The organism is Enterobacter sp. QK-SA4 (genome assembly GCF_056856775.1).
The window spans coordinates 1,078,989-1,100,380 of record NZ_JBXFXH010000007.1 but is presented as its reverse complement, the minus strand read 5'-3'; the positions used below and the strand labels follow the sequence as shown (position 1 = coordinate 1,100,380).

Annotated in this window: 23 protein-coding genes; 17 read left to right on the top strand and 6 right to left on the bottom strand. The window is 56.5% G+C overall.

Annotated elements, in window-relative coordinates; all coding sequences use genetic code 11:
* Window positions 1–4 precede the first annotated feature (4 nt).
* The 3 genes from AC1VYI_RS06930 to AC1VYI_RS06920 all read right to left on the bottom strand — a co-directional run bounded on the left by AC1VYI_RS06930 (window position 5) and on the right by AC1VYI_RS06920 (window position 3,673).
* On the bottom strand, window positions 5–1,420 hold the full coding sequence (locus AC1VYI_RS06930) for a YlbE family protein (RefSeq protein ID WP_023308913.1): 1,416 nt from the start codon (window positions 1,418–1,420) through the stop codon (window positions 5–7).
* Complete coding sequence (gene fdrA, locus AC1VYI_RS06925; protein WP_482878359.1) at window positions 1,420–2,961, bottom strand: acyl-CoA synthetase FdrA; 1,542 nt, start codon at window positions 2,959–2,961, stop codon at window positions 1,420–1,422. The genes AC1VYI_RS06930 and fdrA overlap by 1 nt, the downstream gene beginning before the upstream one ends.
* A gap of 106 nt (window positions 2,962–3,067) precedes the next feature.
* The gene (locus AC1VYI_RS06920) at window positions 3,068–3,673 is read right to left on the bottom strand and encodes an ankyrin repeat domain-containing protein (RefSeq protein WP_039263421.1); all 606 of its coding nucleotides are present in this window, start codon (window positions 3,671–3,673) and stop codon (window positions 3,068–3,070) included.
* Window positions 3,674–3,993: 320 nt separating this feature from the next.
* Between AC1VYI_RS06920 and AC1VYI_RS06915 the strand changes: the two genes are divergently transcribed.
* Entirely contained in the window at window positions 3,994–4,923 is a 930-nt protein-coding gene (locus tag AC1VYI_RS06915; protein ID WP_023308916.1) for a LysR substrate-binding domain-containing protein, read from the top strand.
* Here the strand turns inward: AC1VYI_RS06915 and AC1VYI_RS06910 are convergent.
* Window positions 4,920–5,078: a YqaE/Pmp3 family membrane protein gene (locus AC1VYI_RS06910; RefSeq protein ID WP_023308917.1), complete on the bottom strand. Its 159-nt coding sequence runs from the start codon at window positions 5,076–5,078 to the stop codon at window positions 4,920–4,922. The genes AC1VYI_RS06915 and AC1VYI_RS06910 overlap by 4 nt on opposite strands.
* Before the next feature lie 179 nt (window positions 5,079–5,257).
* Between AC1VYI_RS06910 and AC1VYI_RS06905 the strand changes: the two genes are divergently transcribed.
* The 3 genes from AC1VYI_RS06905 (at window position 5,258) to AC1VYI_RS06895 (ending at window position 6,347) form a co-directional block, all read left to right on the top strand.
* Window positions 5,258–5,557 (top strand): ArsR/SmtB family transcription factor, encoded by a 300-nt coding sequence (locus tag AC1VYI_RS06905; protein ID WP_023308918.1) that lies wholly within the window; start codon window positions 5,258–5,260, stop codon window positions 5,555–5,557.
* Window positions 5,558–5,566: 9 nt separating this feature from the next.
* Window positions 5,567–6,088 (top strand): rhodanese family protein, encoded by a 522-nt coding sequence (locus AC1VYI_RS06900; RefSeq protein ID WP_482878358.1) that lies wholly within the window; start codon window positions 5,567–5,569, stop codon window positions 6,086–6,088.
* A 79-nt stretch (window positions 6,089–6,167) separates the two neighbouring features.
* Complete coding sequence (locus AC1VYI_RS06895) at window positions 6,168–6,347, top strand: YodC family protein (protein ID WP_134867241.1); 180 nt, start codon at window positions 6,168–6,170, stop codon at window positions 6,345–6,347.
* A gap of 38 nt (window positions 6,348–6,385) precedes the next feature.
* Here the strand turns inward: AC1VYI_RS06895 and stpA are convergent, their stop codons facing one another.
* Window positions 6,386–6,790, bottom strand: coding sequence for a DNA-binding protein StpA (gene stpA / locus AC1VYI_RS06890; protein WP_032660403.1), 405 nt, complete (start codon window positions 6,788–6,790; stop codon window positions 6,386–6,388).
* Window positions 6,791–7,286: 496 nt separating this feature from the next.
* On the opposite strand from stpA, the gene alaE reads away from it, so the two are divergent.
* Window positions 7,287–7,736 (top strand): L-alanine exporter AlaE, encoded by a 450-nt coding sequence (gene alaE, locus AC1VYI_RS06885; protein ID WP_023308922.1) that lies wholly within the window; start codon window positions 7,287–7,289, stop codon window positions 7,734–7,736.
* A 32-nt stretch (window positions 7,737–7,768) separates the two neighbouring features.
* Here the strand turns inward: alaE and AC1VYI_RS06880 are convergent, their stop codons facing one another.
* On the bottom strand, window positions 7,769–8,113 hold the full coding sequence (locus AC1VYI_RS06880; protein WP_023308923.1) for a DUF2002 family protein: 345 nt from the start codon (window positions 8,111–8,113) through the stop codon (window positions 7,769–7,771).
* A gap of 160 nt (window positions 8,114–8,273) precedes the next feature.
* On the opposite strand from AC1VYI_RS06880, the gene AC1VYI_RS06875 reads away from it, so the two are divergent.
* From AC1VYI_RS06875 to emrB, 12 genes are all read left to right on the top strand, one after another.
* Window positions 8,274–8,600 carry an ElaB/YgaM/YqjD family protein gene (locus AC1VYI_RS06875; protein ID WP_045404711.1) on the top strand — a complete coding sequence of 109 codons (327 nt, stop codon included), beginning with the start codon at window positions 8,274–8,276 and terminating at the stop codon, window positions 8,598–8,600.
* A gap of 243 nt (window positions 8,601–8,843) precedes the next feature.
* Window positions 8,844–9,083: a glutaredoxin-like protein NrdH gene (nrdH, locus tag AC1VYI_RS06870; RefSeq protein ID WP_023308925.1), complete on the top strand. Its 240-nt coding sequence runs from the start codon at window positions 8,844–8,846 to the stop codon at window positions 9,081–9,083.
* The gene (gene nrdI, locus AC1VYI_RS06865) at window positions 9,080–9,490 is read left to right on the top strand and encodes a class Ib ribonucleoside-diphosphate reductase assembly flavoprotein NrdI (protein WP_023308926.1); all 411 of its coding nucleotides are present in this window, start codon (window positions 9,080–9,082) and stop codon (window positions 9,488–9,490) included. The genes nrdH and nrdI overlap by 4 nt, the downstream gene beginning before the upstream one ends.
* Window positions 9,463–11,607, top strand: coding sequence for a class 1b ribonucleoside-diphosphate reductase subunit alpha (nrdE, locus tag AC1VYI_RS06860; protein ID WP_134867240.1), 2,145 nt, complete (start codon window positions 9,463–9,465; stop codon window positions 11,605–11,607). Before nrdI ends, nrdE begins: the two co-directional genes overlap by 28 nt.
* Before the next feature lie 9 nt (window positions 11,608–11,616).
* Complete coding sequence (gene nrdF, locus AC1VYI_RS06855; RefSeq protein ID WP_023333169.1) at window positions 11,617–12,576, top strand: class 1b ribonucleoside-diphosphate reductase subunit beta; 960 nt, start codon at window positions 11,617–11,619, stop codon at window positions 12,574–12,576.
* A 331-nt stretch (window positions 12,577–12,907) separates the two neighbouring features.
* A complete protein-coding gene (gene proV, locus AC1VYI_RS06850; RefSeq protein ID WP_047743962.1) occupies window positions 12,908–14,119 on the top strand; it encodes a glycine betaine/L-proline ABC transporter ATP-binding protein ProV in 1,212 nt (403 codons plus the stop codon).
* A complete protein-coding gene (gene proW, locus AC1VYI_RS06845; RefSeq protein WP_059445657.1) occupies window positions 14,103–15,173 on the top strand; it encodes a glycine betaine/L-proline ABC transporter permease ProW in 1,071 nt (356 codons plus the stop codon). Before proV ends, proW begins: the two co-directional genes overlap by 17 nt.
* A 9-nt stretch (window positions 15,174–15,182) precedes the next feature.
* Window positions 15,183–16,178 (top strand): glycine betaine/L-proline ABC transporter substrate-binding protein ProX, encoded by a 996-nt coding sequence (gene proX, locus AC1VYI_RS06840; RefSeq protein ID WP_045404718.1) that lies wholly within the window; start codon window positions 15,183–15,185, stop codon window positions 16,176–16,178.
* A 191-nt stretch (window positions 16,179–16,369) separates the two neighbouring features.
* Window positions 16,370–17,554, top strand: a complete 1,185-nt coding sequence (locus AC1VYI_RS06835) for an MFS transporter (protein ID WP_045357559.1) — start codon at window positions 16,370–16,372, stop codon at window positions 17,552–17,554.
* A gap of 313 nt (window positions 17,555–17,867) precedes the next feature.
* Entirely contained in the window at window positions 17,868–18,398 is a 531-nt protein-coding gene (mprA, locus tag AC1VYI_RS06830) for a transcriptional repressor MprA (protein WP_023308933.1), read from the top strand.
* A gap of 126 nt (window positions 18,399–18,524) precedes the next feature.
* Window positions 18,525–19,697: a multidrug efflux MFS transporter periplasmic adaptor subunit EmrA gene (gene emrA / locus AC1VYI_RS06825; RefSeq protein WP_023308934.1), complete on the top strand. Its 1,173-nt coding sequence runs from the start codon at window positions 18,525–18,527 to the stop codon at window positions 19,695–19,697.
* A gap of 16 nt (window positions 19,698–19,713) precedes the next feature.
* The gene (gene emrB / locus AC1VYI_RS06820) at window positions 19,714–21,261 is read left to right on the top strand and encodes a multidrug efflux MFS transporter permease subunit EmrB (protein ID WP_023308935.1); all 1,548 of its coding nucleotides are present in this window, start codon (window positions 19,714–19,716) and stop codon (window positions 21,259–21,261) included.
* The last annotated feature ends 131 nt before the right edge of the window (window positions 21,262–21,392 follow it).

Sequence of the window (21,392 nt, the reverse complement as noted above, 5' to 3'; positions counted from 1 at the left end):
TGCCTTATAAAAAGTAGCGATCGCGGAAGGTCAACAGCGCCTTTTCAAAACAGCTAAACGGCGGGTGAACGATGCCCGCCCCAATCATGCCGATGCCCGCGTCTTTGTGGGCAATGGCGGTGTTAATCACCGGCAGAATGCCGCTGCCCGCGACTTTGGTGATGTCGATGGCGGTTGGGATGCCCATAAACGAGAGCAGCGGAATGGTGACGTTCGGGTTTTCGCCGAGGGTGATTTCGCGCATCTGACGGGAGAAGTCGATAGCTTCATCCACCGTCCCGCCCACCAGCGCAACAATCGCCGGGGCCGTCGCCATCGCAAAGCCGCCGATGCCGTAGGTTTCGGTGATGGCACTGTCGCCGATGTCCAGCCCGGAGTCTTCCGGCTTATAGCCCGCGAACATCGGGCCGATCACCTGCTGCGCCGGGCCGGTGAACCACTGCCCCGGCAGGCCGGAAACGCGCAGGCCGAACTCGTATCCGTTACGCGCCATGGTGGTGACGACGGTGCTGTACTCAATGCCGTGCGCGGCGTCCAGCGCGGCCTTACACATCGCCATCCAGGTCGGGCCGGAGAAGTAGTCGCTGCTGGCGACAAACTCGAACACCTCGCGCTGCTGCGCCACCGGATAGCCCGCCTGAATCAGCCCCGGCGTCAGCGCCTGAATAAGAAGCGTGGTGCCCGCGTTGTTGCGGTTGTGGCACTCGTCGCCCATGTGCAGCGCCTGGGCCAGCATCAGGCGCAGGTCGATTTCGCCGACGATCTTCATCGCGTCGCGCAGCATCGGGCCGAGCACGTCGCGCATCCAGTTCAGACGGTCGATCACGCTCTGGTCGTTAGCGCCCATGCGCAGGATCTTCGCCATCTGCTCGCTGAGGTTGGTGAACGCGCGGTTGCCGTAGGTTTTGTTTTCAACGATGTGCATAAACATCGATGCGGAGGTGACGCCCGCCATCGAGCCCACGCAGTCATGCTCGTGGCACGGCGAGAAGGTAATTTCTCCGGAGGCAGCGAGCCTTGCCGCATCGTCCAGATCTTTCGCCAGCCCTTCAAACACCAGCGCCCCGGTGACCGCACCCTTCATCGCCCCGCACATGTTCTCCCAGGCGACAGGCGGACCGGCGTGCAGAATGGTGGTGCGGGTCATGCCCGGCACCACGTTAATGGCCTGGTCATAGCCCACCAGCACCGGATGGGACTGAATAATGCGCTCAAGAGCGATGCGGTTGGCGGCGGCAATTTTCTCCGCCAGCGGTTTTTCCGCCAGCTGGTCGAGCGCTTCAACGACCTGCATATTGCCCTGCCCCGGCGGCGTCCAGTCGAGCTGGGTCACGGGAACGTGCTGTTTTTTGAGGTCGTCGCTGAACATCGCAATGCCGACGTTAATCACGTTCAGCGGCTGGTTGAATAAGGTCGTCATTATGCTTTCTCCCCTTTGCAGACAAATTCGCGCGCCAGTAATCCGGTGTTGGTACTGCTGCTGGCCCAGATGACGCCTGCGTCGGTCAGCAGCTGGCACTGCTGCGCCAGCGACTGCGGATCCTGGTCGGTGCCGAGCACGTAGCCGAGAATTTCCAGAGGACGGTTTTCGGCCTTCGCGATCGCTTGCGCCTCTTTGATAGCGTCGATCATCACGCCGACCGGATCCTCATGCGCGCCGAAGCCCAGCACGAAGTCCATCACGATGACGCCCACCTCCGGATCGCGCGCCTCCTGCAGCAGGCGGCTGATGCGGTTGGTCGGGTCGATCATCGGGTGCGGCTTGCCGTTGGTGAAGTCATCGTCGCCAAAGTCGAGGAAGGTGTGGGCTTTACTGACATTGACGTCGCCCAGGCGCTTAGACGGATCCGGCTGGATGTTGCTGTAGACGTCGTCGAATTTCGCAAGCGACGCGAACATCGCCTCGTCGCACAGGGTGCCGCCGCAGAACAGGCCGCGAATGTACTTCTGCTGCGGCGTCAGGCGGGCGCGCACCTCTTCAATCAACGGCCAGTTGAGCGGATGCAGATCGAGGGACTCTTTTTTGATGCCGGTGAGCAGGACCGCCTTCAGGGCCGCCTCTTTGGTGCCGCGCGCAAACTGCAGGCCGTCTTCATCGGCGGGCGGTTCGCTGCGGCCGAGGAAGCAGACAACCACCGGCTTGCGGCAGGCGCGCGCGCGGGCCAGCACTTTCTCCGCCACCGCAGGGGCCGGCGGCTTGGAGATCAGCGCAATCACCTGGGTCGCGTCGTCCGCTTCCAGCATGTCGATGGCGTCGAGCATCATCAGGCCGCCGATTTTCTCGCTGAGATCGCGTCCGCCGGTGCCGATCAGCTGCGACACGCCGCCGCCGAATTCGTGAATGCGCACGCTCAGCTCCTGGCTGCCGGTGCCGGATGCGCCGACGATTCCAATCGGTCCGCGGCGCACCGCGTTGGCAAAGCACAGTCCCGCGCCGTTGATAATGGCGGTGCCGCAGTCCGGCCCCATCATCAGCAGCCCTTTCTGGTGCGCCAGCTGCTTCAGCGACAGCTCGTCGTCGAGCGACACGTTATCGGAAAACAGCATCACGTTGAGATCGTTTTCCAGCGCCTGGCGCGCTTCGCGGGCAGCGAAGGTGCCGTTGACGGAAATCACCGCGAGGTTGCTCTCCGGGCGATGAGTTTTGGCGCTGGCAATCGTGGCGTAGCGCGCTTCATGGGTGCCGCCGCTCTCTTTACGCGTGAACAGCGCTTCGATGGCCGCCAGCGTTTCATCATTCGCCGCGTCGCCTTTAATTACGATCATCAGGTCGCCGTTTTTGGCTTCCGCTAATTCCGGCGTTATTAGCCCGAGGTTTTTTAATACGCCTTTGTTCATTTCCGTCGCCATCGCGACAAACGCCTGCTCAACGCCCGGTAATTTATTGGCTTTGGTGGAAACAGACATTAATGAGACGGAGTCAAAATATGTGTTCTTTTTTATGACGATTTTTGTGGGCATTATTTTCTCCTGAACGCGGATAAAAGGGGGCCGCCGTCGTGCAAAATGCACGTCGGTAAAAATGCGTTTTAATTAGCGGCCAGCCGGAAAAAGCTGGCCGAATGCGTTATGCGCCCGCCGCCAGCAGCAGGTCAGCTATTGCATCGAAGCCTTTTTCCCGCGCCAGTTCGAGCGGGGTTTTACCGTATTTATCGGTCATGTGCGGGTTCGCGCCGTGATCCAACAGCAGCTTCACGATCTCCTGCTGCTTAGCGCCGCCGTCGTTAAGCACGATCGCTTCCAGCAGCGGCGTCCAGCCGACAAAGTTGGTGTGGTTGACGTTGATATCCGTTTTCTCCAGCAGCTCGCGAACGATCTCCACGTGCCCTTTTTCGCTGGCAGGGGTAATGCCCACGCCGCCGAAGCGGGTCAGACGGTCGAGATCGGGATTTGCCGGAAGGACAAGGCGCAGCAGGGTGATATCGTTGGTCAGGCAGCTAATCAGGAAGGGGTTAAAGCAGGTCTGATCCTGTTTATCAATATCCGCCCCGGCGGCAATTAATAACGCCACGCAGTCATAATGCTTTTTCAGGCTGGCAATAATAACGGCGGTTCTTTTCTGGCGATTGGTGGCGTTAATATCCACACCTTTCTCCAGACAGGCTTTTAGCGCATCGCTATTACCCTCTTCTGCCGCCAGCAGAAATTCAGTAACGAGTTCGTTCGCAGACATATTCAGACTCCCGATGTTTTTATTTCTGTTGACCTGAGAATAGCAACAGCCTGGTCATAAAAGAATCCGCTTAAAAATGATTCATCGACAGTCAATTCATTGTTGAGGTAAATTCAATAAACCGGTCAAAACGTGCGTCTGTGCAACCTTTTTCTTATGTTTACCCGCTTTTTATCGCTTCTGCCTGCATTATGCTTATGTCTGACGAAGCCTTACTGTATGCGGCTTTCGACAAAGAGTCAGAACTGTGATCGGCTTCAAATGCGTTGTAACAACGCTGTTAAAATATGTTCAAAACTGATGGCTGAAGGAAGTGAGATATGAATTCCATCTTTACCGAGGAAAACCTGCTGGCCTTTACTACCGCCGCACGCTTCGGCAGCTTCAGCAAAGCCGCCGCTGAACTGGGCGTGACGACCTCTGCTATCAGCTACACCATTAAGCGCATGGAGACCGGGCTGGACGTAGTGCTGTTTGTCCGCAGCACGCGCAGCATTGAGCTAACCGAGTCCGGGTTTTACTTTTACCGTAAGGCCACCGATCTGCTTAACGACTTTCACGCCATCAAGCGCGGGATTGATACCATCTCACAGGGCATCGAGGCGCGGGTGCGCATCTGTATCAACCAGCTTTTGTATACCCCACGCCATACCGCGCGGCTGCTGCAGGTGCTGAAAAAGCAGTTTCCCACCTGTCAGATCACCGTGACCACCGAGGTCTACAACGGCGTCTGGGACTCCATTATCAACAACCAGGCCAACATCGCGATTGGCGCGCCGGACACGCTGCTGGACGGTGGCGGGATTGATTACACCGAGATCGGTGCCATTCGCTGGGTGTTTGCCATCGCGCCGGAACATCCGCTGGCATTCACCCCGGAGCCGATAGCGGAAAGCCAGCTGCGCCTGTATCCCAACATCATGGTGGAAGATACCGCGCACACCATTAACAAAAAGGTCGGCTGGCTGCTGCACGGGCAGGAGGCGATTCTGGTCCCGGACTTTAACACCAAATGTCAGTGTCAGATCCTGGGCGAAGGGATTGGCTTTTTGCCGGAATACATGGCCCGCGAGGCGGTAGACGCGGGGCTGCTGGTAACCCGACGGATTAATAACCCGCGTCAGGATTCGCGCATGCTGCTCGCCACGCAGCATGCCGCAACCGGCCAGGTCACGCGGTGGATCAAGCAGCAGTTTGGTCCAGCGGGGGTACTGACCGATATCTATAGCGATTTACTATGGCGCGCCTAGCTTTTGCTCTGTACCCAAAACGCGTGAATGAGGCCGGGGAAGTAGCCCAGCAGCGTCAGAAGAATGTTGATAATAAACGCCCAGCCAAACCCTTTGCCCAACAGCACGCCCAGCGGCGGTATAAGGATCGTAAAAACAATACGCCAAAATCCCATATAAACACTCCGTTCAGTCTAATCCATTGAAAATAATAAAGAGAACGCTGTAAGCATAGCCAGTTTATTCGTCTGTACCAGTTCCGGGCCTCGCGTTTACCCTCTTTTACGCTTTTGACGCTGGTTTAATGCATCGGATTAGTTTAGCATTTACTTAATTAAGCAAATGCTAAACTATTATGACCGAACTCGAACAGCTTCAGGCCAGCGCCGGGCAGGCCGCCACACTCTTAAAAGCGATGAGCAACCCCCGTCGCCTGCTGATCCTCTGCACCCTGTGCGGAGCGCCCGGCACCAGCGCGGGGGAGCTTGCGCGAGCCACGGGGCTAAGTCCTTCCGCCACGTCGCAGCATCTGGCGCGCATGCGTGAGGAAGGGCTTATCGACAGCACTCGCGACGCGCAGCGCATTCTCTATTCCATTAAAAACAATGCGGTACATCAGCTTATCAGCACCCTGAAAACCCTTTATTGCCCGTAAGGAGTCGCCATGTCACTTCCTCTTCTTTCACCGCGCCAGGCCAATGCCCGCGTCGCTGAAGGCGCAAAACTGATTGATATTCGTGATGCCGATGAGTACGCCCGCGAGCATATTCCCGCCGCGCGGTCCGTGCCGCTGGATACCTTACCCGGCGCGCTTAACGCGCAGGCGGGCGATACGGTGATTTTTCACTGCCAGTCCGGCGCCCGGACGTCGGGGAATGCCGACCGCCTTGCTCAGGCCGCCGCGCCCACAGAGGCATTTGTGGTCGAGGGGGGCATTCAGGGCTGGAAGCAGGCCGGACTGCCGACCGTCGAAGACAAGTCCCAGCCGCTGCCGCTGATGCGTCAGGTGCAAATTGCCGCCGGGCTGTTAATACTCTGTGGCGTGGTGCTGGGCTATAGCGTCTCCAGCGGCTTTTTCCTGCTCAGCGGCTTTGTCGGAGCCGGTCTGCTGTTCGCCGGTGTGACGGGCTTTTGCGGCATGGCGCGACTGCTCAAGGTGATGCCCTGGAACCGGCGTACCTCATAAGCAGTAATCGGTGAAATACGCTGTACCCGGCGTCATGCGTGGGCTAAGGTGAAGATCGCTAAAACGATGAGGAGGTAATATGTTTTCTGTCGGTGATTATGTGCAACCGCGTAAAGGCGGCCCGAAACTGAAAGTGCTCGAAGTAAACGGTGACAGCATTGTGGCGGTCCAGGCCAGCAATGAGCAAGGCGAGAGATATACGCTGAAAGCCGCCGATGTGGCGCCTTATACCGAAGAAGGCGATTTCGGCGTTTGCTGAACAGTCAGCCGGGCGGCGTGTTCCGCCCGGCTCATTCGTTAGATCAGAAAATCATCCAGTGATTTACCGTCTGCCAGCGCGCTGGCGATAGGCTTCGGCGTGCGGCCCTGGCCGGTCCACGTTTTCTCTTCGCCGTTCTGGTCAATAAAGCGATATTTTGCTTCACGCGGCTTACGCTTTTTCGCTGGCTTACCCGTCTGCGCCAGTTCAGAACCCAGCAGGTCAGTCGGTGAAATACCATCAGCTTTCATCAGCTCCAGCAGGGCATTAATTTTTTCCTGCTGCTCAGCACGCTGCTGCTCTAATTCCGTCAGCTCGCTGCGTTTCTCTTCAGTAACGACCCTGACCTTTTCCAGCATTTCCTCAAGAACGTCCAGGGATAATTCACGCGCCATGGCGCGCAGGGTTCGGATATTATTAAGATTCTGTAACGTCAAAGACATATTATTTGAAAACCTTTTCTTTGGGGGGTAAATAGATAAATCGCCGACAGAATAATTCATTTGAGTTGAAATATCTACCCAAGGGTCCGTACGGGCATCAGTGTAAATATATTTAGAACTCACTGTTAATAATAGCGCAAGGTGCTGACAGGACACCGATGAATCCAATCACTCCATTAATATAAATGGCCAACTTTAATCCAAATTGCAGCATACTGCGCCGCGTCAGGTGGAGGATTCCTGACTTTCGCCACTAACGAATACAACTAATTGATTTTAATGCAAAAACAATCAAACAAGACAGATTATAACGATCGGAACAAAAAACGAACAACTTTAGAGAATTTTGTGGACAAAAGGCGATTAAATAAAAATTTATAACTAGTTGTTAGTTCAAACGCAGAGATATACGCTATACACGCCAAACAAACCAACCTAAAGCACTAACCGCTGAAGGAAAATCGTTTCTTTTGTGTTCTTCTCAAGGAGTTCAGACATGTTCTCGCCGCAATCTCGCCTGCGCCACGCGGTGGCGGATACTTTCGCGATGGTTGTTTACTGTTCCGTCGTGAACATGCTGATCGAAATATTCCTCTCCGGAATGTCCTTCGAGCAGTCGCTTTCTTCTCGTCTGGTGGCGATCCCGGTCAATATTATTATTGCATGGCCTTACGGTTTATACCGCGATGCGGTAATGCGTTTCGCGCGTCGTATCAGCCCAGCAGGCTGGGTGAAAAACCTGGCGGACGTTCTGGCGTATGTGACGTTCCAGTCGCCGGTTTACGTGGCCATTCTCCTGACAGTCGGTGCAGACTGGCACCAGATCGCTGCGGCGGTCAGTTCGAATATTGTCATTTCGATGTTGATGGGAGCCGTTTACGGCTATTTCCTCGACTACTGCCGCCGCCTGTTTAAGGTCAGCCAGTACAACCAGGCAAAAGCGTGATGTGAAGCGACTGGCGCACGCCAGTCGCGGATTTACTGTACGTCGCCAAACAGTCCCTTCAAAAATCGCTCCAGCGCCATACGCGAACTGAAACCGTGCGGAATACCGTAATGCTCATGCCGTTCACCGCCTAAATAGAGCGGAAATTGCTGATAATGATCGCAGGTTTTAATATCCGAGGCAGGCTCAGCAAATGACAAACTTCTGTCTTTCAGCGTCGGGTGAATAATGAGAGCGGTACGTCCCATTCTTGCTTCGCGATTAACATAAACATAATTCTCGCCGCGGCGATATCCATACGCTTTTGGCGTCACCTCATCCATGGTGAATCCCTCTTTTTCAAGAACGCGTGCCACCTCGTCAGGTCGTAAATACATATCTTTTCCTCGTTATCTTTTCCTGCCCGGCAACCTTACAGTATTCAGCAATAGCAGGGCTTTCAGAATAGTCCATAAACTGCCCGATAACGCGTGATGCGCTTCAGATATTAAATTTCTGAACTAAACTGAACGGGAACACAAAATTACGGAGGATCGTATGTTTAACAGACCGAACCGAAACGATATTAACGACGACGCTCAGGATATTCGTAATGATGTCAGCCAATTAGCGGACACGCTGGAAGAGGTGCTGAAGTCCTGGGGAAGTGACGCGAAGGACGAAGCGGAAGCCGCAAAGCGTAAGGCTCAGTCTCTGCTCCGTGAAACCCGCGCCCGTATGAACGGACGTTCACGCGCCACGCAGGCTGCCTGCGATATGGCAAGCTGTGCTACGACCTTCGTGCGTGAAAAACCGCTATGTACTCTGGGAACCGTCGCAGCGGTCGGCATCTTCGTCGGTGCCCTGCTCAGCCTGCGTAAATAATCCCGCGTATTCTGCCCCGGTAGCCTCAGGCGCCGGGGCTTTTTTATGCCCGTAAGCCTGAAAAACCTGTACAGCCTGCCCTGCCCCGCTGTGCTCATCACAGGGGCGATATTAATCTAAATTTCCCATATCTTGTATGGTTGAAACTTAAGACAACTACATCTAGTATTCCTTTTAGCAATACACACACAACCCGACGCGATGATTCGCGCCACACCCTCATTTTAAATGGAAATACGAATCATGAGCATTATTATTTACACTCGTAACGATTGTGTTCAGTGCCACGCGACCAAACGGGCAATGGAAAGCCGCGGCGTGGCGTTTGAAATGGTGAATGTTGACCAGGTCCCCGAGGCCGCAGATACCCTGCGCAAGCAGGGTTTTCGTCAGCTTCCGGTGGTGGTCGCCGGGGAGACAAGCTGGTCCGGCTTCCGCCCGGACATGATTAACCGCCTGAGCGCTCAGGCCACACGTGCATGAGCGGGCTGGTCTACTTCTCCAGCAGCTCGGAAAACACGCTCCGCTTTATTGAGCGCGTCGGGCTGCCTGCGGTGCGCATTCCGCTGAACGAGCGGGAGCGGATCCGGGTAGATGAACCGTACATTCTGGTGGTGCCCAGCTATGGCGGAGGCGGCACGGCAGGAGCCGTGCCTCGCCAGGTGATCCGCTTTCTGAACGATCCTCACAACCGCGGGCTGATTCGCGGAGTGATCGCGGCGGGGAATCGCAATTTCGGCGATGCCTTCGGCCGCGCCGGGGATGTCATTTCTCAAAAATGCGGCGTGCCGTATCTCTATCGTTTTGAGCTGATGGGGACACAGCAGGACGTCGAAAACGTGCGTAAAGGAGTGAACGAATTTTGGCAACGACAACCGCAGAACGGGTGATTCAGGCGACACCGGATTACCATGCATTAAACGCCATGCTTAACCTCTACGATCGGGAGGGACGCATTCAGTTCGAGAAAGATCGTGAGGCGGTGGACGCCTTTTTTGCCGCCCACGTGCGGCCCAACAGCGTGACGTTTGCGAGCCAGAATGAACGTCTCGACTATCTGGTGAACGAGGGCTACTACGACGCGCTTACGCTCACCCGCTACGACCGCGCCTTTGTGGTGAAGCTGTTTGAACGCGCCCACGCCAGCGGCTTTCGTTTCCAGACCTTCCTCGGCGCGTGGAAGTACTACACCAGCTACACGCTGAAGACCTTTGACGGCAAGCGCTACTTAGAGAGCTTTGAAGATCGCGTGACGATGGTGGCGCTGACGCTGGCGCAGGGCGATGAAGCGCTGGCGGAGCAGCTCGCCGACGAGATCCTCTCCGGCCGCTTCCAGCCCGCCACGCCGACCTTTCTCAACTGTGGCAAAGCCCAGCGCGGCGAGCTGGTCTCCTGTTTTCTGCTGCGTATCGAAGACAATATGGAGTCGATTGGCCGCGCGGTGAACTCGGCGCTGCAGCTTTCCAAACGCGGCGGCGGCGTGGCGTTTCTGCTCTCGAACCTGCGTGAAGCGGGTGCGCCGATCAAGCGCATCGAAAACCAGTCCTCCGGCGTGATCCCGGTGATGAAGATGCTGGAAGATGCCTTCTCCTATGCCAACCAGCTTGGAGCGCGTCAGGGTGCGGGCGCGGTTTACCTGCACGCGCACCACCCGGACATTCTGCGTTTTCTTGATACCAAACGTGAAAACGCCGACGAAAAAATTCGCATCAAAACGCTGTCGCTTGGCGTGGTGATCCCGGATATCACTTTTAAGCTCGCCAAAGAGAATGCCGAGATGGCGCTTTTCTCGCCGTATGACGTTGAGCGAATCTACGGCAAAGCCTTTGGCGACGTGGCCATCAGCGAGCTGTACGACGAGCTGCTGGCCGACGATCGCATCCGCAAAAAAACCATCAATGCCCGCGATTTCTTCCAGACGCTTGCGGAGATCCAGTTTGAGTCCGGCTATCCGTATATCATGTTTGAGGACACGGTGAACCGCGCAAACCCGATTGCCGGGCGCATCAACATGAGCAACCTGTGCTCGGAGATTTTGCAGGTCAACAGCGCGTCAACCTACGACGAAAACCTGGACTACGCGGACATCGGCAAGGATATCTCCTGCAACCTCGGGTCGCTGAATATTGCGCACACTATGGATTCCCCCGACTTTGGCCGCACGGTGGAGACCGCCATTCGCGGGCTGACGGCGGTGTCGGACATGAGCCACATCCGCAGCGTACCGTCTATTGAAGCGGGTAACGCCGCGTCGCACGCCATCGGTCTGGGGCAGATGAACCTGCACGGCTATCTGGCGCGGGAAGGCATCGCCTACGGCAGTCCGGAAGGGCTGGATTTCACCAACCTCTATTTCTACACCATTACCTGGCACGCGCTGCACACCTCGATGATGCTGGCGCGCGAACGCAGCCAGCGATTCGCAGGCTTTGAACAGTCCCGTTACGCCAGCGGAGCCTATTTCAGCCAGTATCTTGAAGGCGACTGGCAGCCGAAAACCGAAAAAGTGCGCGAACTGTTTGCCCGCGCGGGGATTACCCTGCCGACGCGCGAGATGTGGCAGCTGCTGCGTGACGACGTGATGCGCTACGGCATTTATAACCAGAACCTGCAGGCGGTGCCGCCGACCGGATCGATCTCCTACATCAACCACGCCACGTCGAGCATTCACCCGATTGTGTCGAAAATTGAAATTCGTAAGGAAGGCAAAACCGGGCGCGTTTACTACCCTGCCCCGTTTATGACCAATGAGAACCTGGCGCTGTATCAGGACGCGTATGAGATCGGCCCGGAGAAAATCATCGATACCTACGCGGAGGCAACAAAACATGTGGATCAGGGGCTGTCGCTTACGCTGTTCTTCCCGGACACCGCCACCACGCGGGATATCAACAGAGCGCAGATCTACGCCTGGAAGAAAGGCATCAAAACGCTCTACTACATTCGCCTGCGCCAGCTTGCGCTGGAAGGCACCGAAATCGAAGGCTGCGTGTCCTGCGCGCTGTAAGGAGAAAGGATGAAACTGTCACGGGTGAGTGCCGTTAACTGGAACAAGATTCAGGACGATAAAGATCTGGAGGTGTGGAACCGCCTCACCAGCAACTTCTGGCTGCCGGAAAAGGTTCCGCTCTCCAACGATATTCCGGCCTGGCAAACGCTCGGCCACGCCGAACAGCAGCTGACGATCCGCGTCTTTACCGGCCTGACGCTGCTGGACACCATTCAGAATACCGTCGGTGCACCGGCTCTGATGAGCGACGCGCTGACGCCGCACGAAGAGGCGGTGATGTCGAACATAAGCTTTATGGAGGCGGTGCATGCCCGCTCCTACAGCTCGATTTTCTCGACCCTGTGCCAGACCAAAGACGTGGACGCAGCCTACGCCTGGAGTGAAGAGAGCGAGTCACTACAGAGAAAGGCAGAGCTGGTTCTGGAATATTACCGCGCCGACGAGCCGCTGAAGAAGAAGATCGCCAGCGTGTTCCTGGAATCTTTCCTCTTCTATTCCGGCTTCTGGCTGCCCATGTACTGGTCGAGCCGGGGCAAGCTCACCAACACCGCCGATTTGATTCGGCTCATCATTCGTGATGAAGCGGTGCACGGGTATTACATTGGCTATAAGTATCAGAAAGGACTGGAGAAAGTCAGCGAGGCGAAGCGCGAGGAGCTTAAAGGCTTTGCGCTCGATTTGCTGATGGATCTGTACGACAACGAGCTGAGCTATACGGAGGAACTCTACGCCGGCACCGGCTGGGAGGACGACGTGAAGGCCTTCCTCTGCTACAACGCCAACAAGGCGCTGATGAACCTGGGCTACGACGCGCTGTTCCCGCCGGAGATGGCGGAGGTGAACCCGGCGATTCTGGCCGCGCTGTCGCCCAATGCCGACGAAAACCACGATTTCTTCTCGGGATCGGGCTCATCGTACGTGATGGGCAAAGCGGTGGAAACCGAGGATGAAGACTGGGATTTTTGATGAACGCTAACGTTCGTTAATTTAATATAAACCCAACAATTCCCACTCTAATATTTACAAAACAACTACACTGTAATTTCCACGTCATATTCGCCTGAATCATTCCGGTTCAGGCGAAATTTCACGATGCAGCAGCAAAAAATTGAGAAAAATTCAAATCGCCCTCAGCCCTTTATTCATGGGAAATTCAGCCGTTTCGCTTGCGTCAAAATTTTGCCTTCATCCCGACTCAGGGTTGTCTCAGATTCTCAGTATGTTAGGGTTATGCCCGTTAACAATTTACCATGGTAATCATATCGGCATAAACAAATAACAGGACACTCTCTATTGCATGGCAATTAAATTAGAAGTGAAAAATCTTTATAAAGTATTTGGCGAGCATCCGCAGCGCGCATTCAAATATATTGAGAAAGGCCTTACGAAAGAGCAAATTCTGGAAAAAACCGGGCTATCGCTTGGCGTTAAAGACGCCAGTCTGGCCATTGAAGAAGGCGAGATTTTTGTCATCATGGGATTATCCGGTTCGGGTAAATCCACTATGGTTCGCCTTCTCAATCGCCTGATTGAACCCACCCGCGGACAGGTGCTGATTGACGGCGTGGATATCGCCAGAATATCAGACGCAGAGCTTCGCGAGGTGCGCAGAAAGAAGATTGCAATGGTGTTCCAGTCATTCGCGCTGATGCCGCACATGACGGTGCTGGATAATACCGCTTTCGGCATGGAATTAGCCGGCACGCCGGCTCAGGAACGTCAGGAAAAAGCCCTTGATGCGCTGCGTCAGGTCGGGCTGGAAAATTATGCGCATGCGTATCCGGATGAACTTTCCGGCGGTATGCGTCAGCGCGTGGGATTAGCCCGTGCATTAGCCATTAATCCAGACATATTATTAATGGATGAAGCCTTCTCCGCCCTCGATCCGTTAATTCGTACCGAGATGCAGGACGAGCTGGTAAAATTACAGGCTAAACATCAGCGAACTATTGTCTTTATTTCCCACGATCTGGATGAAGCCATGCGTATTGGCGACCGCATTGCCATTATGCAAAACGGTGAAGTGGTGCAGGTCGGCACGCCGGATGAAATTCTCAATAATCCGGCGAACGATTATGTCCGCACCTTCTTCCGCGGCGTGGATATTAGCCAGGTCTTTAGCGCCAAAGATATTGCCCGTCGAACGCCAAACGGCATTATCCGTAAAACGCCAGGCTTCGGCCCGCGCTCGGCGCTTAAGCTGCTGCAGGACGAAGACCGTGAATACGGATATCTGGTTGAACGCGGCAATAAATTTGTTGGCATTGTCTCCATCGACTCCCTGAAAACAGCTCTCGCTGAGAACCAGGGAATCGATGCGGCGTTAATTGACGCTCCGCTTGCCGTGGACGCCGAAACGCCGCTCAGCGAGTTGCTCTCTCACGTAGGCCAGGCGCCGTGCGCCGTGCCGGTCGTCGGTGAGGAACAACAGTACGTCGGCATCATCTCAAAACGGATGCTGCTGCAGGCTTTAGATCGCGAGGGGGCAAACAATGACCGATCAATCTAACCCGTGGGGCACCACTGAGGCAGCGGACAGCGCTGCGCAATCCACCGACGCGTGGGGTTCCTCGCCCGCTCCTGCCGATGGCGGCGGCGCGGCAGACTGGCTGAACAGCGCACCCGCGCCTGCGCCAGAACATTTCAACATCATGGATCCGTTCCATAAAACGCTGATCCCGCTGGACAGCTGGGTCACAGAGGGGATCGACTGGGTGGTCACCCACTTCCGTCCGGTCTTCCAGGGGATACGCGTCCCGGTGGATTACATCCTGAACGGCTTCCAGCAGCTGATGCTGGGCATGCCGGCGCCGGTGGCGATTATCCTGTTCTCCCTGATTGCCTGGCAGTTCGGTAGTGCGGGGATGGGGATCGCCACGCTGATCTCGCTGATTGCCATTGGCGCAATTGGCGCGTGGTCGCAGGCGATGATCACCCTGGCGCTGGTGCTGACCGCCCTGCTCTTTTGCATTGTCATCGGCCTGCCGATGGGGATCTGGCTGGCGCGCAGCCCGCGGGCAGCGAAGATTATTCGTCCGCTGCTGGATGCGATGCAGACCACCCCGGCGTTCGTCTATCTGGTGCCTATCGTAATGCTGTTTGGTATCGGCAACGTGCCGGGCGTGGTGGTGACCATTATCTTCGCCCTGCCGCCGATTATTCGTCTGACCATTCTGGGGATTAACCAGGTGCCTGCGGACCTGATCGAAGCGTCACGCTCGTTCGGCGCCAGCCCGCGCCAGATGCTGTTTAAGGTTCAGCTCCCGCTGGCGATGCCAACCATCATGGCGGGCGTTAACCAGACGCTGATGCTGGCCCTGTCGATGGTGGTGATCGCCTCGATGATCGCTGTTGGCGGTCTGGGCCAGATGGTGCTGCGCGGCATTGGCCGTCTCGATATGGGGCTGGCCACCGTCGGCGGCGTCGGCATTGTGATCCTCGCCATTATCCTTGACCGCCTGACCCAGGCCGTCGGTCGTGATTCACGCAGTCGCGGCAACCGTCGCTGGTATACCACCGGCCCTGTCGGGTTACTCACCCGCCCTTTCACGAAATCAAAATAAGGAACAACGATGCGACATAACGTACTTTTTGCCACAGCGTTTGCCACCCTTGTCTCCACCAGCGCGTTTGCGGCTGACCTGCCTGGCAAAGGCATTACCGTACAGCCGGTGCAGAGCACCATTTCGGAAGAGAGCTTCCAGACCCTGATCGTCAGCCGCGCGCTGGAGAAGCTGGGCTACACGGTTAACACGCCGAGCGAAGTGGATTACAACGTGGGCTACACGTCGATTGCCTCCGGTGACGCCACCTTTACCGCGGTGAACTGGCAGCCGCTGCACGACGACATGTATGCCGCCGCCGGTGGCGACAAGAAGTTCTACCGCGAAGGCACCTTCGTGACGGGCGCAGCGCAGGGGTATCTGATCGACAAGAAAACCGCCGACCAGTACCACATCACCAACATTGAACAGCTGAAAGATCCGAAGATCGCCAAACTGTTCGACACCAACGGCGACGGCAAGGCCGACATGATGGGCTGCTCGCCGGGCTGGGGCTGTGAAGCGGTGATTAACCACCAGAACAAAGCTTTCGATCTGGCGAAAACGGTCGACGTGAGCCACGGCAACTATTCAGCGATGATGGCCGACACCATTGCCCGCTTCAAAGAGGGTAAACCGGTAATCTACTACACCTGGACGCCTTACTGGGTGAGCGACGTGCTGAAGCCGGGCAAAGACGTGGTGTGGCTGCAGGTGCCGTTCTCCTCCCTTCCGGGCGAGCAGAAGGATATCGACACCAAACTGCCGAACGGCATGAACTACGGCTTCCCGGTGAACACCATGCATATCGTGGCCAACAAAGCCTGGGCGGAGAAAAACCCGGCGGCGGCGAAGCTGTTCTCGGTAATGAAGCTGCCGCTGGCGGACATCAATGCCCAGAACGCGATGATGCATGCGGGCAAATCGTCTGAAGCGGATGTGAAAGGCCACGTCGACGGCTGGATCAAGGCCCACCAGCAGCAGTTTGACGGCTGGGTGAAAGAGGCGCTTGAAGCGCAGAAGTAAAACATTTTCCCTCACCCCGGCTCTCTGTTAGCGTTCCCTCTCCCTGTGGGAGAGGGTTAGGGTGAGGGCACCAGACCGCACCATTCACCTAAACCGCACAATACATCACCCAACAATCCCCCACTATTCACAATCATTAGCTATTATGGTTTCCGGAAAAATAATCACTCAACTAACGATTCCTGAAACTAATGACAAAAACAGCTCAAGGGCTTAGCCCCGCACTCATCCTTTTAATGTCCGTGGCAACGGGTCTGGCGGTCGCCAGCAACTATTACGCGCAGCCTCTTCTCGACACCATCGCCCGCGCGTTCAATCTCTCCGCCAGCTCCGCAGGCTTTATCGTTACCGCAGCACAGCTAGGCTATGCCGCCGGGCTGCTGTTCCTGGTACCGCTCGGCGATATGTTTGAACGCCGAATGCTGATTGTCTCCATGACCCTGCTGGCCGCCGGTGGGATGCTGATCACCGCCAGCAGCCAGTCGCTGACAATGATGATCGTCGGAACCGCGCTTACGGGGCTGTTCTCCGTGGTGGCGCAAATCCTGGTCCCGCTCGCCGCAACCCTCGCCTCCCCGGAAAAACGCGGCAAGGTGGTGGGCACCATCATGAGCGGCCTGCTGCTGGGGATTTTGCTGGCGCGTACCGTTGCAGGGCTGCTGGCAAGCCTCGGCGGCTGGCGCACCGTATACTGGGTGGCGAGCGTGCTGATGGTCATCATGGCGCTGGCGCTGTGGCGCGGGCTGCCAAAAGTGAAGCAGGAAAACCACCTGAACTATCCTCAGCTGTTGGCCTCCGTTTTCAGCCTGTTTACACAGGACAAGCTTCTGCGCACCCGCGCCCTGCTGGGCTGTTTCACCTTCGCTAACTTCAGCATTCTCTGGACGTCGATGGCGTTTCTGCTGGCCGCGCCGCCGTTCAACTATTCCGAAGGGGTGATTGGCCTGTTCGGCCTGGCCGGCGCCGCAGGCGCGCTGGGCGCGCGTCCCGCTGGCGGGCTGGCCGACAAGGGCAAATCCCACCTGACCACCTCCGCAGGGCTGGTTTTACTTCTGCTATCCTGGGCGGCGATCTGGTACGGACACATCTCGGTGCTGGCGCTGATTGTCGGTATCCTGGTGCTCGATCTCACCGTTCAGGGCGTTCACATCACCAATCAGACCGTCATCTATCGCGTGAAGCCAGAGGCGCGTAACCGTCTGACGGCCGGATACATGACCAGCTACTTCATCGGCGGCGCGGCGGGTTCGCTTATTTCAGCGTCGGCGTGGCAGCATGCGGGCTGGTCGGGGGTATGCGCGATCGGGGCCATCGTCGCTACCCTCAACCTGGTAGTATGGTGGCGCGGTTATCACCGTCAGGATGCAATTAACTAAGATTTACATTGAGTTGGCCTCTTAGGGTGTTAAGAGGCCCTTCACTCTGTTAATGTAAACGTAATCATTTATCCCAGAAATTTTAATGTGGGTGACATATTTACAATCGGCATGAATAGTTCAGACCCCCGTCCTCACATCCTCTCTTCAGCGGGTTCACACCCAACGCTTTCTGTGCTCACCGGGTCACGGACTTACCCGGCGCTTTCTGATGGTGACATAAGTTTGGCGGATATAACCGCACAAATAATTCATTTACATTATTTGTCACTATCGTTACTATATCGGCTGTAATTAATGAGGTTATGCCCAAATGGATAGTTCGTTTACGCCCATTGAACAAATGCTTAAATTCCGCGCCAGTCGCCATGAGGACTTCCCGTATCAGGAAATCCTGCTGACTCGCCTGTGCATGCACATGCAAGGTAAGCTACTGGAAAACCGTAATAAAATGCTGAAAGCTCAAGGGATTAACGAGACGTTGTTTATGGCGTTGATTACGCTGGAGTCTCAGGAAAATCACAGCATTCAGCCTTCCGAACTGAGCTGCGCGCTGGGCTCCTCCCGTACCAATGCGACCCGTATTGCCGATGAACTCGAAAAGCGCGGCTGGATTGAGCGCCGTGAAAGCGACAACGATCGCCGCTGCCTGCATCTGCAACTGACCGATAAAGGTCACCAGTTCCTGCGCGAGGTGCTGCCACCTCAGCACAATTGCCTGCACAAACTCTGGTCTGCCCTCAGCACCGCCGAGCGCGACCAGCTTGAGCACATCACTCGCAAGCTGCTCACCCGTCTGGACCAGATGGATGAAGACGGCGCCGTTCTTGAGGCGCTGCGCTAACGCGACGACACGCTCACCATTCCAGATTCATAAGAAAACCGACAGGCCAGCACGTCACAGTGCTGGCCTTTCTGACAACAGGTCGGCTCAGCCGATGTGAAAATAAGAAGATCGTGGAGAACAACAATGAGCGCAAATGCGGAGAGCACTACCCCGCAGCAACCGGCCAACAAGAAAGGCAAACGTAAGAGCGCCCTTCTTCTGTTGACCTTGCTCTTTATCATTATTGCCGTGGCATATGGGATCTATTGGTTTTTAGTACTGCGTCATGCTGAAGAGACTGACGACGCGTACGTGGCAGGGAACCAGGTACAAATTATGGCGCAGGTGTCGGGCAGCGTGACGAAAGTCTGGGCTGACAATACCGACTTTGTGCAAAAAGGCGATGTGTTGGTGACCCTCGATCCAACCGACGCCCAGCAGGCGTTTGAAAAAGCACAGACCGCGCTGGCCTCCAGCGTCCGTCAGACCCGCCAGCTGATGATCAACAGCAAACAGCTGCAGGCCAACATCGACGTGCAAAAAACGGCGCTGGCGCAGGCGCAGAGCGACCTGAACCGCCGCGTTCCGCTCGGCACCGCCAACCTGATTGGCCGTGAAGAGCTGCAGCATGCCCGCGACGCCGTTGCCAGCGCTCAGGCACAGCTGGATGTAGCCATTCAACAGTACAACGCCAACCAGGCGATGGTGCTGGGCACCAGCCTGGAAAACCAGCCTGCCGTACAGCAGGCGGCGACCGAAGTGCGCAACGCGTGGCTTGCCCTGCAGCGTACCAAAATCGTCAGCCCGATGACCGGCTATGTCTCCCGTCGTTCCGTTCAGCCTGGGGCGCAGATTAGCCCGACCACGCCGCTGATGGCGGTTGTGCCGGCGGACAACCTGTGGGTCGACGCCAACTTTAAAGAGACGCAGCTTGCCCATATGCGTATCGGCCAGAGCGCGACGGTTGTCAGTGACATCTACGGCGATGACGTGAAGTACACCGGTAAAGTGGTTGGTCTGGACATGGGGACCGGCAGCGCTTTCTCCCTGCTGCCTGCGCAAAACGCCACCGGTAACTGGATCAAAGTGGTTCAGCGTCTGCCCGTGCGTATCGAACTGGATGCTAAGCAGCTGGCGGATCACCCGCTGCGTATCGGCCTGTCAACGCTGGTGACGGTTGACACCGCCAACCGCGACGGCCAGATCCTGGCAAGCCAGGTGCGCAGCAGCCCGGCTTATGAAAGTAACGCCCGTGAAATTAGCCTCGATCCGGTCAACAAGTTGATCGATGACATCGTGAAGGCAAACGCCGGTTAATCCGAAGGTGAGCGTTATGCAACAGCAAAAGCCGCAAAAACCGCTGGAAGGCGCGCAGCTGGTCATTATGACCATCGCGCTGTCGCTGGCGACATTCATGCAGGTGCTGGACTCCACCATCGCAAACGTGGCGATCCCGACCATCGCCGGTAACCTTGGCTCGTCGCTGAGCCAGGGGACCTGGGTCATTACCTCGTTTGGGGTGGCAAACGCCATCTCCATTCCGATTACCGGCTGGCTGGCAAAGCGCGTCGGTGAGGTGAAGCTGTTCCTCTGGTCTACGGTATTGTTCGTTCTTGCCTCCTGGGCGTGCGGCATGTCCAGCAGCCTGACGATGCTGATTTTCTTCCGCGTCATTCAGGGGATTGTTGCCGGGCCGCTGATCCCGCTGTCGCAGAGCTTACTGCTGAACAACTACCCGCCCGCCAAGCGCTCCATCGCGCTGGCGCTGTGGTCAATGACCGTGATTGTCGCGCCGATTTGCGGGCCTATCTTAGGCGGCTATATCAGCGACAACTATCACTGGGGCTGGATCTTCTTCATCAACGTACCGATTGGCGCCCTCGTGGTAATGCTGACGCTCCAGTCGCTGCGCGGCAGAGAAACCCGGACGGAACAGCGGCGTATCGATGCCATTGGTCTGGCACTGCTGGTTGTCGGCATCGGTAGCCTGCAGGTCATGCTCGACCAGGGCAAAGAGCTGGACTGGTTCAACTCTCGGGAGATCATCATCCTGACGATTGTCGCGGTGGTGTCGCTGAGCTTCCTGATTGTCTGGGAGCTGACGGACGATAACCCGATAGTCGACCTGTCGCTGTTTAAGTCGCGAAACTTCACCATAGGCTGTCTGTGTATCAGCCTCGCCTACATGCTCTACTTCGGCGCGATTGTACTGCTGCCGCAGCTGTTGCAGGAGGTATACGGCTACACCGCAACCTGGGCAGGTTTAGCCTCGGCGCCGGTTGGATTGATTCCGGTTCTGCTGTCGCCGATTATTGGCCGCTTCGCCCACAAGCTCGACATGCGCCGGCTGGTGACGTTCAGCTTTATCATGTACGCCGTGTGCTTCTACTGGCGCGCGTATACGTTCGAACCGGGAATGGACTTTGGCGCGTCCGCGTGGCCGCAGTTTATTCAGGGCTTTGCCGTGGCGTGCTTCTTTATGCCATTGACCACCATCACGCTTTCCGGTTTACCGCCTGAGCGCATGGCGGCAGCATCGAGCCTGTCGAACTTTACGCGAACGCTGGCGGGCTCGATTGGTACGTCGATCACCACCACCCTGTGGACGAACCGTGAATCGATGCACCATGCCCAGCTGACCGAAGCGGTGAACCCGTTCAATCCGAACTCCCGGGAGATGTACAACCAGCTTCAGGGAATGGGTATGACGGAACAGCAGGCGTCCGGCTGGATCGCCCAGCAGATCACCAACCAGGGTCTGATTATCTCGGCCAACGAGATTTTCTGGATATCGGCGGGGATCTTTATCGTCCTGCTGGGGCTGGTGTGGTTTGCTAAACCACCGTTTGGCGCCGGTAGCGGCGGCGGTGGGGCGCACTAGTCCTTTGACAGTTGCCCGGTGGCGCTTCGCTTACCGGGCCTACGAACGTAGGCCGGATAAGGCGTAGCCGCCATCCGGCAAAAAACCGCACCCTGTCCAGAACGCGACAGCGATTGTCAGTTCCGATAAAG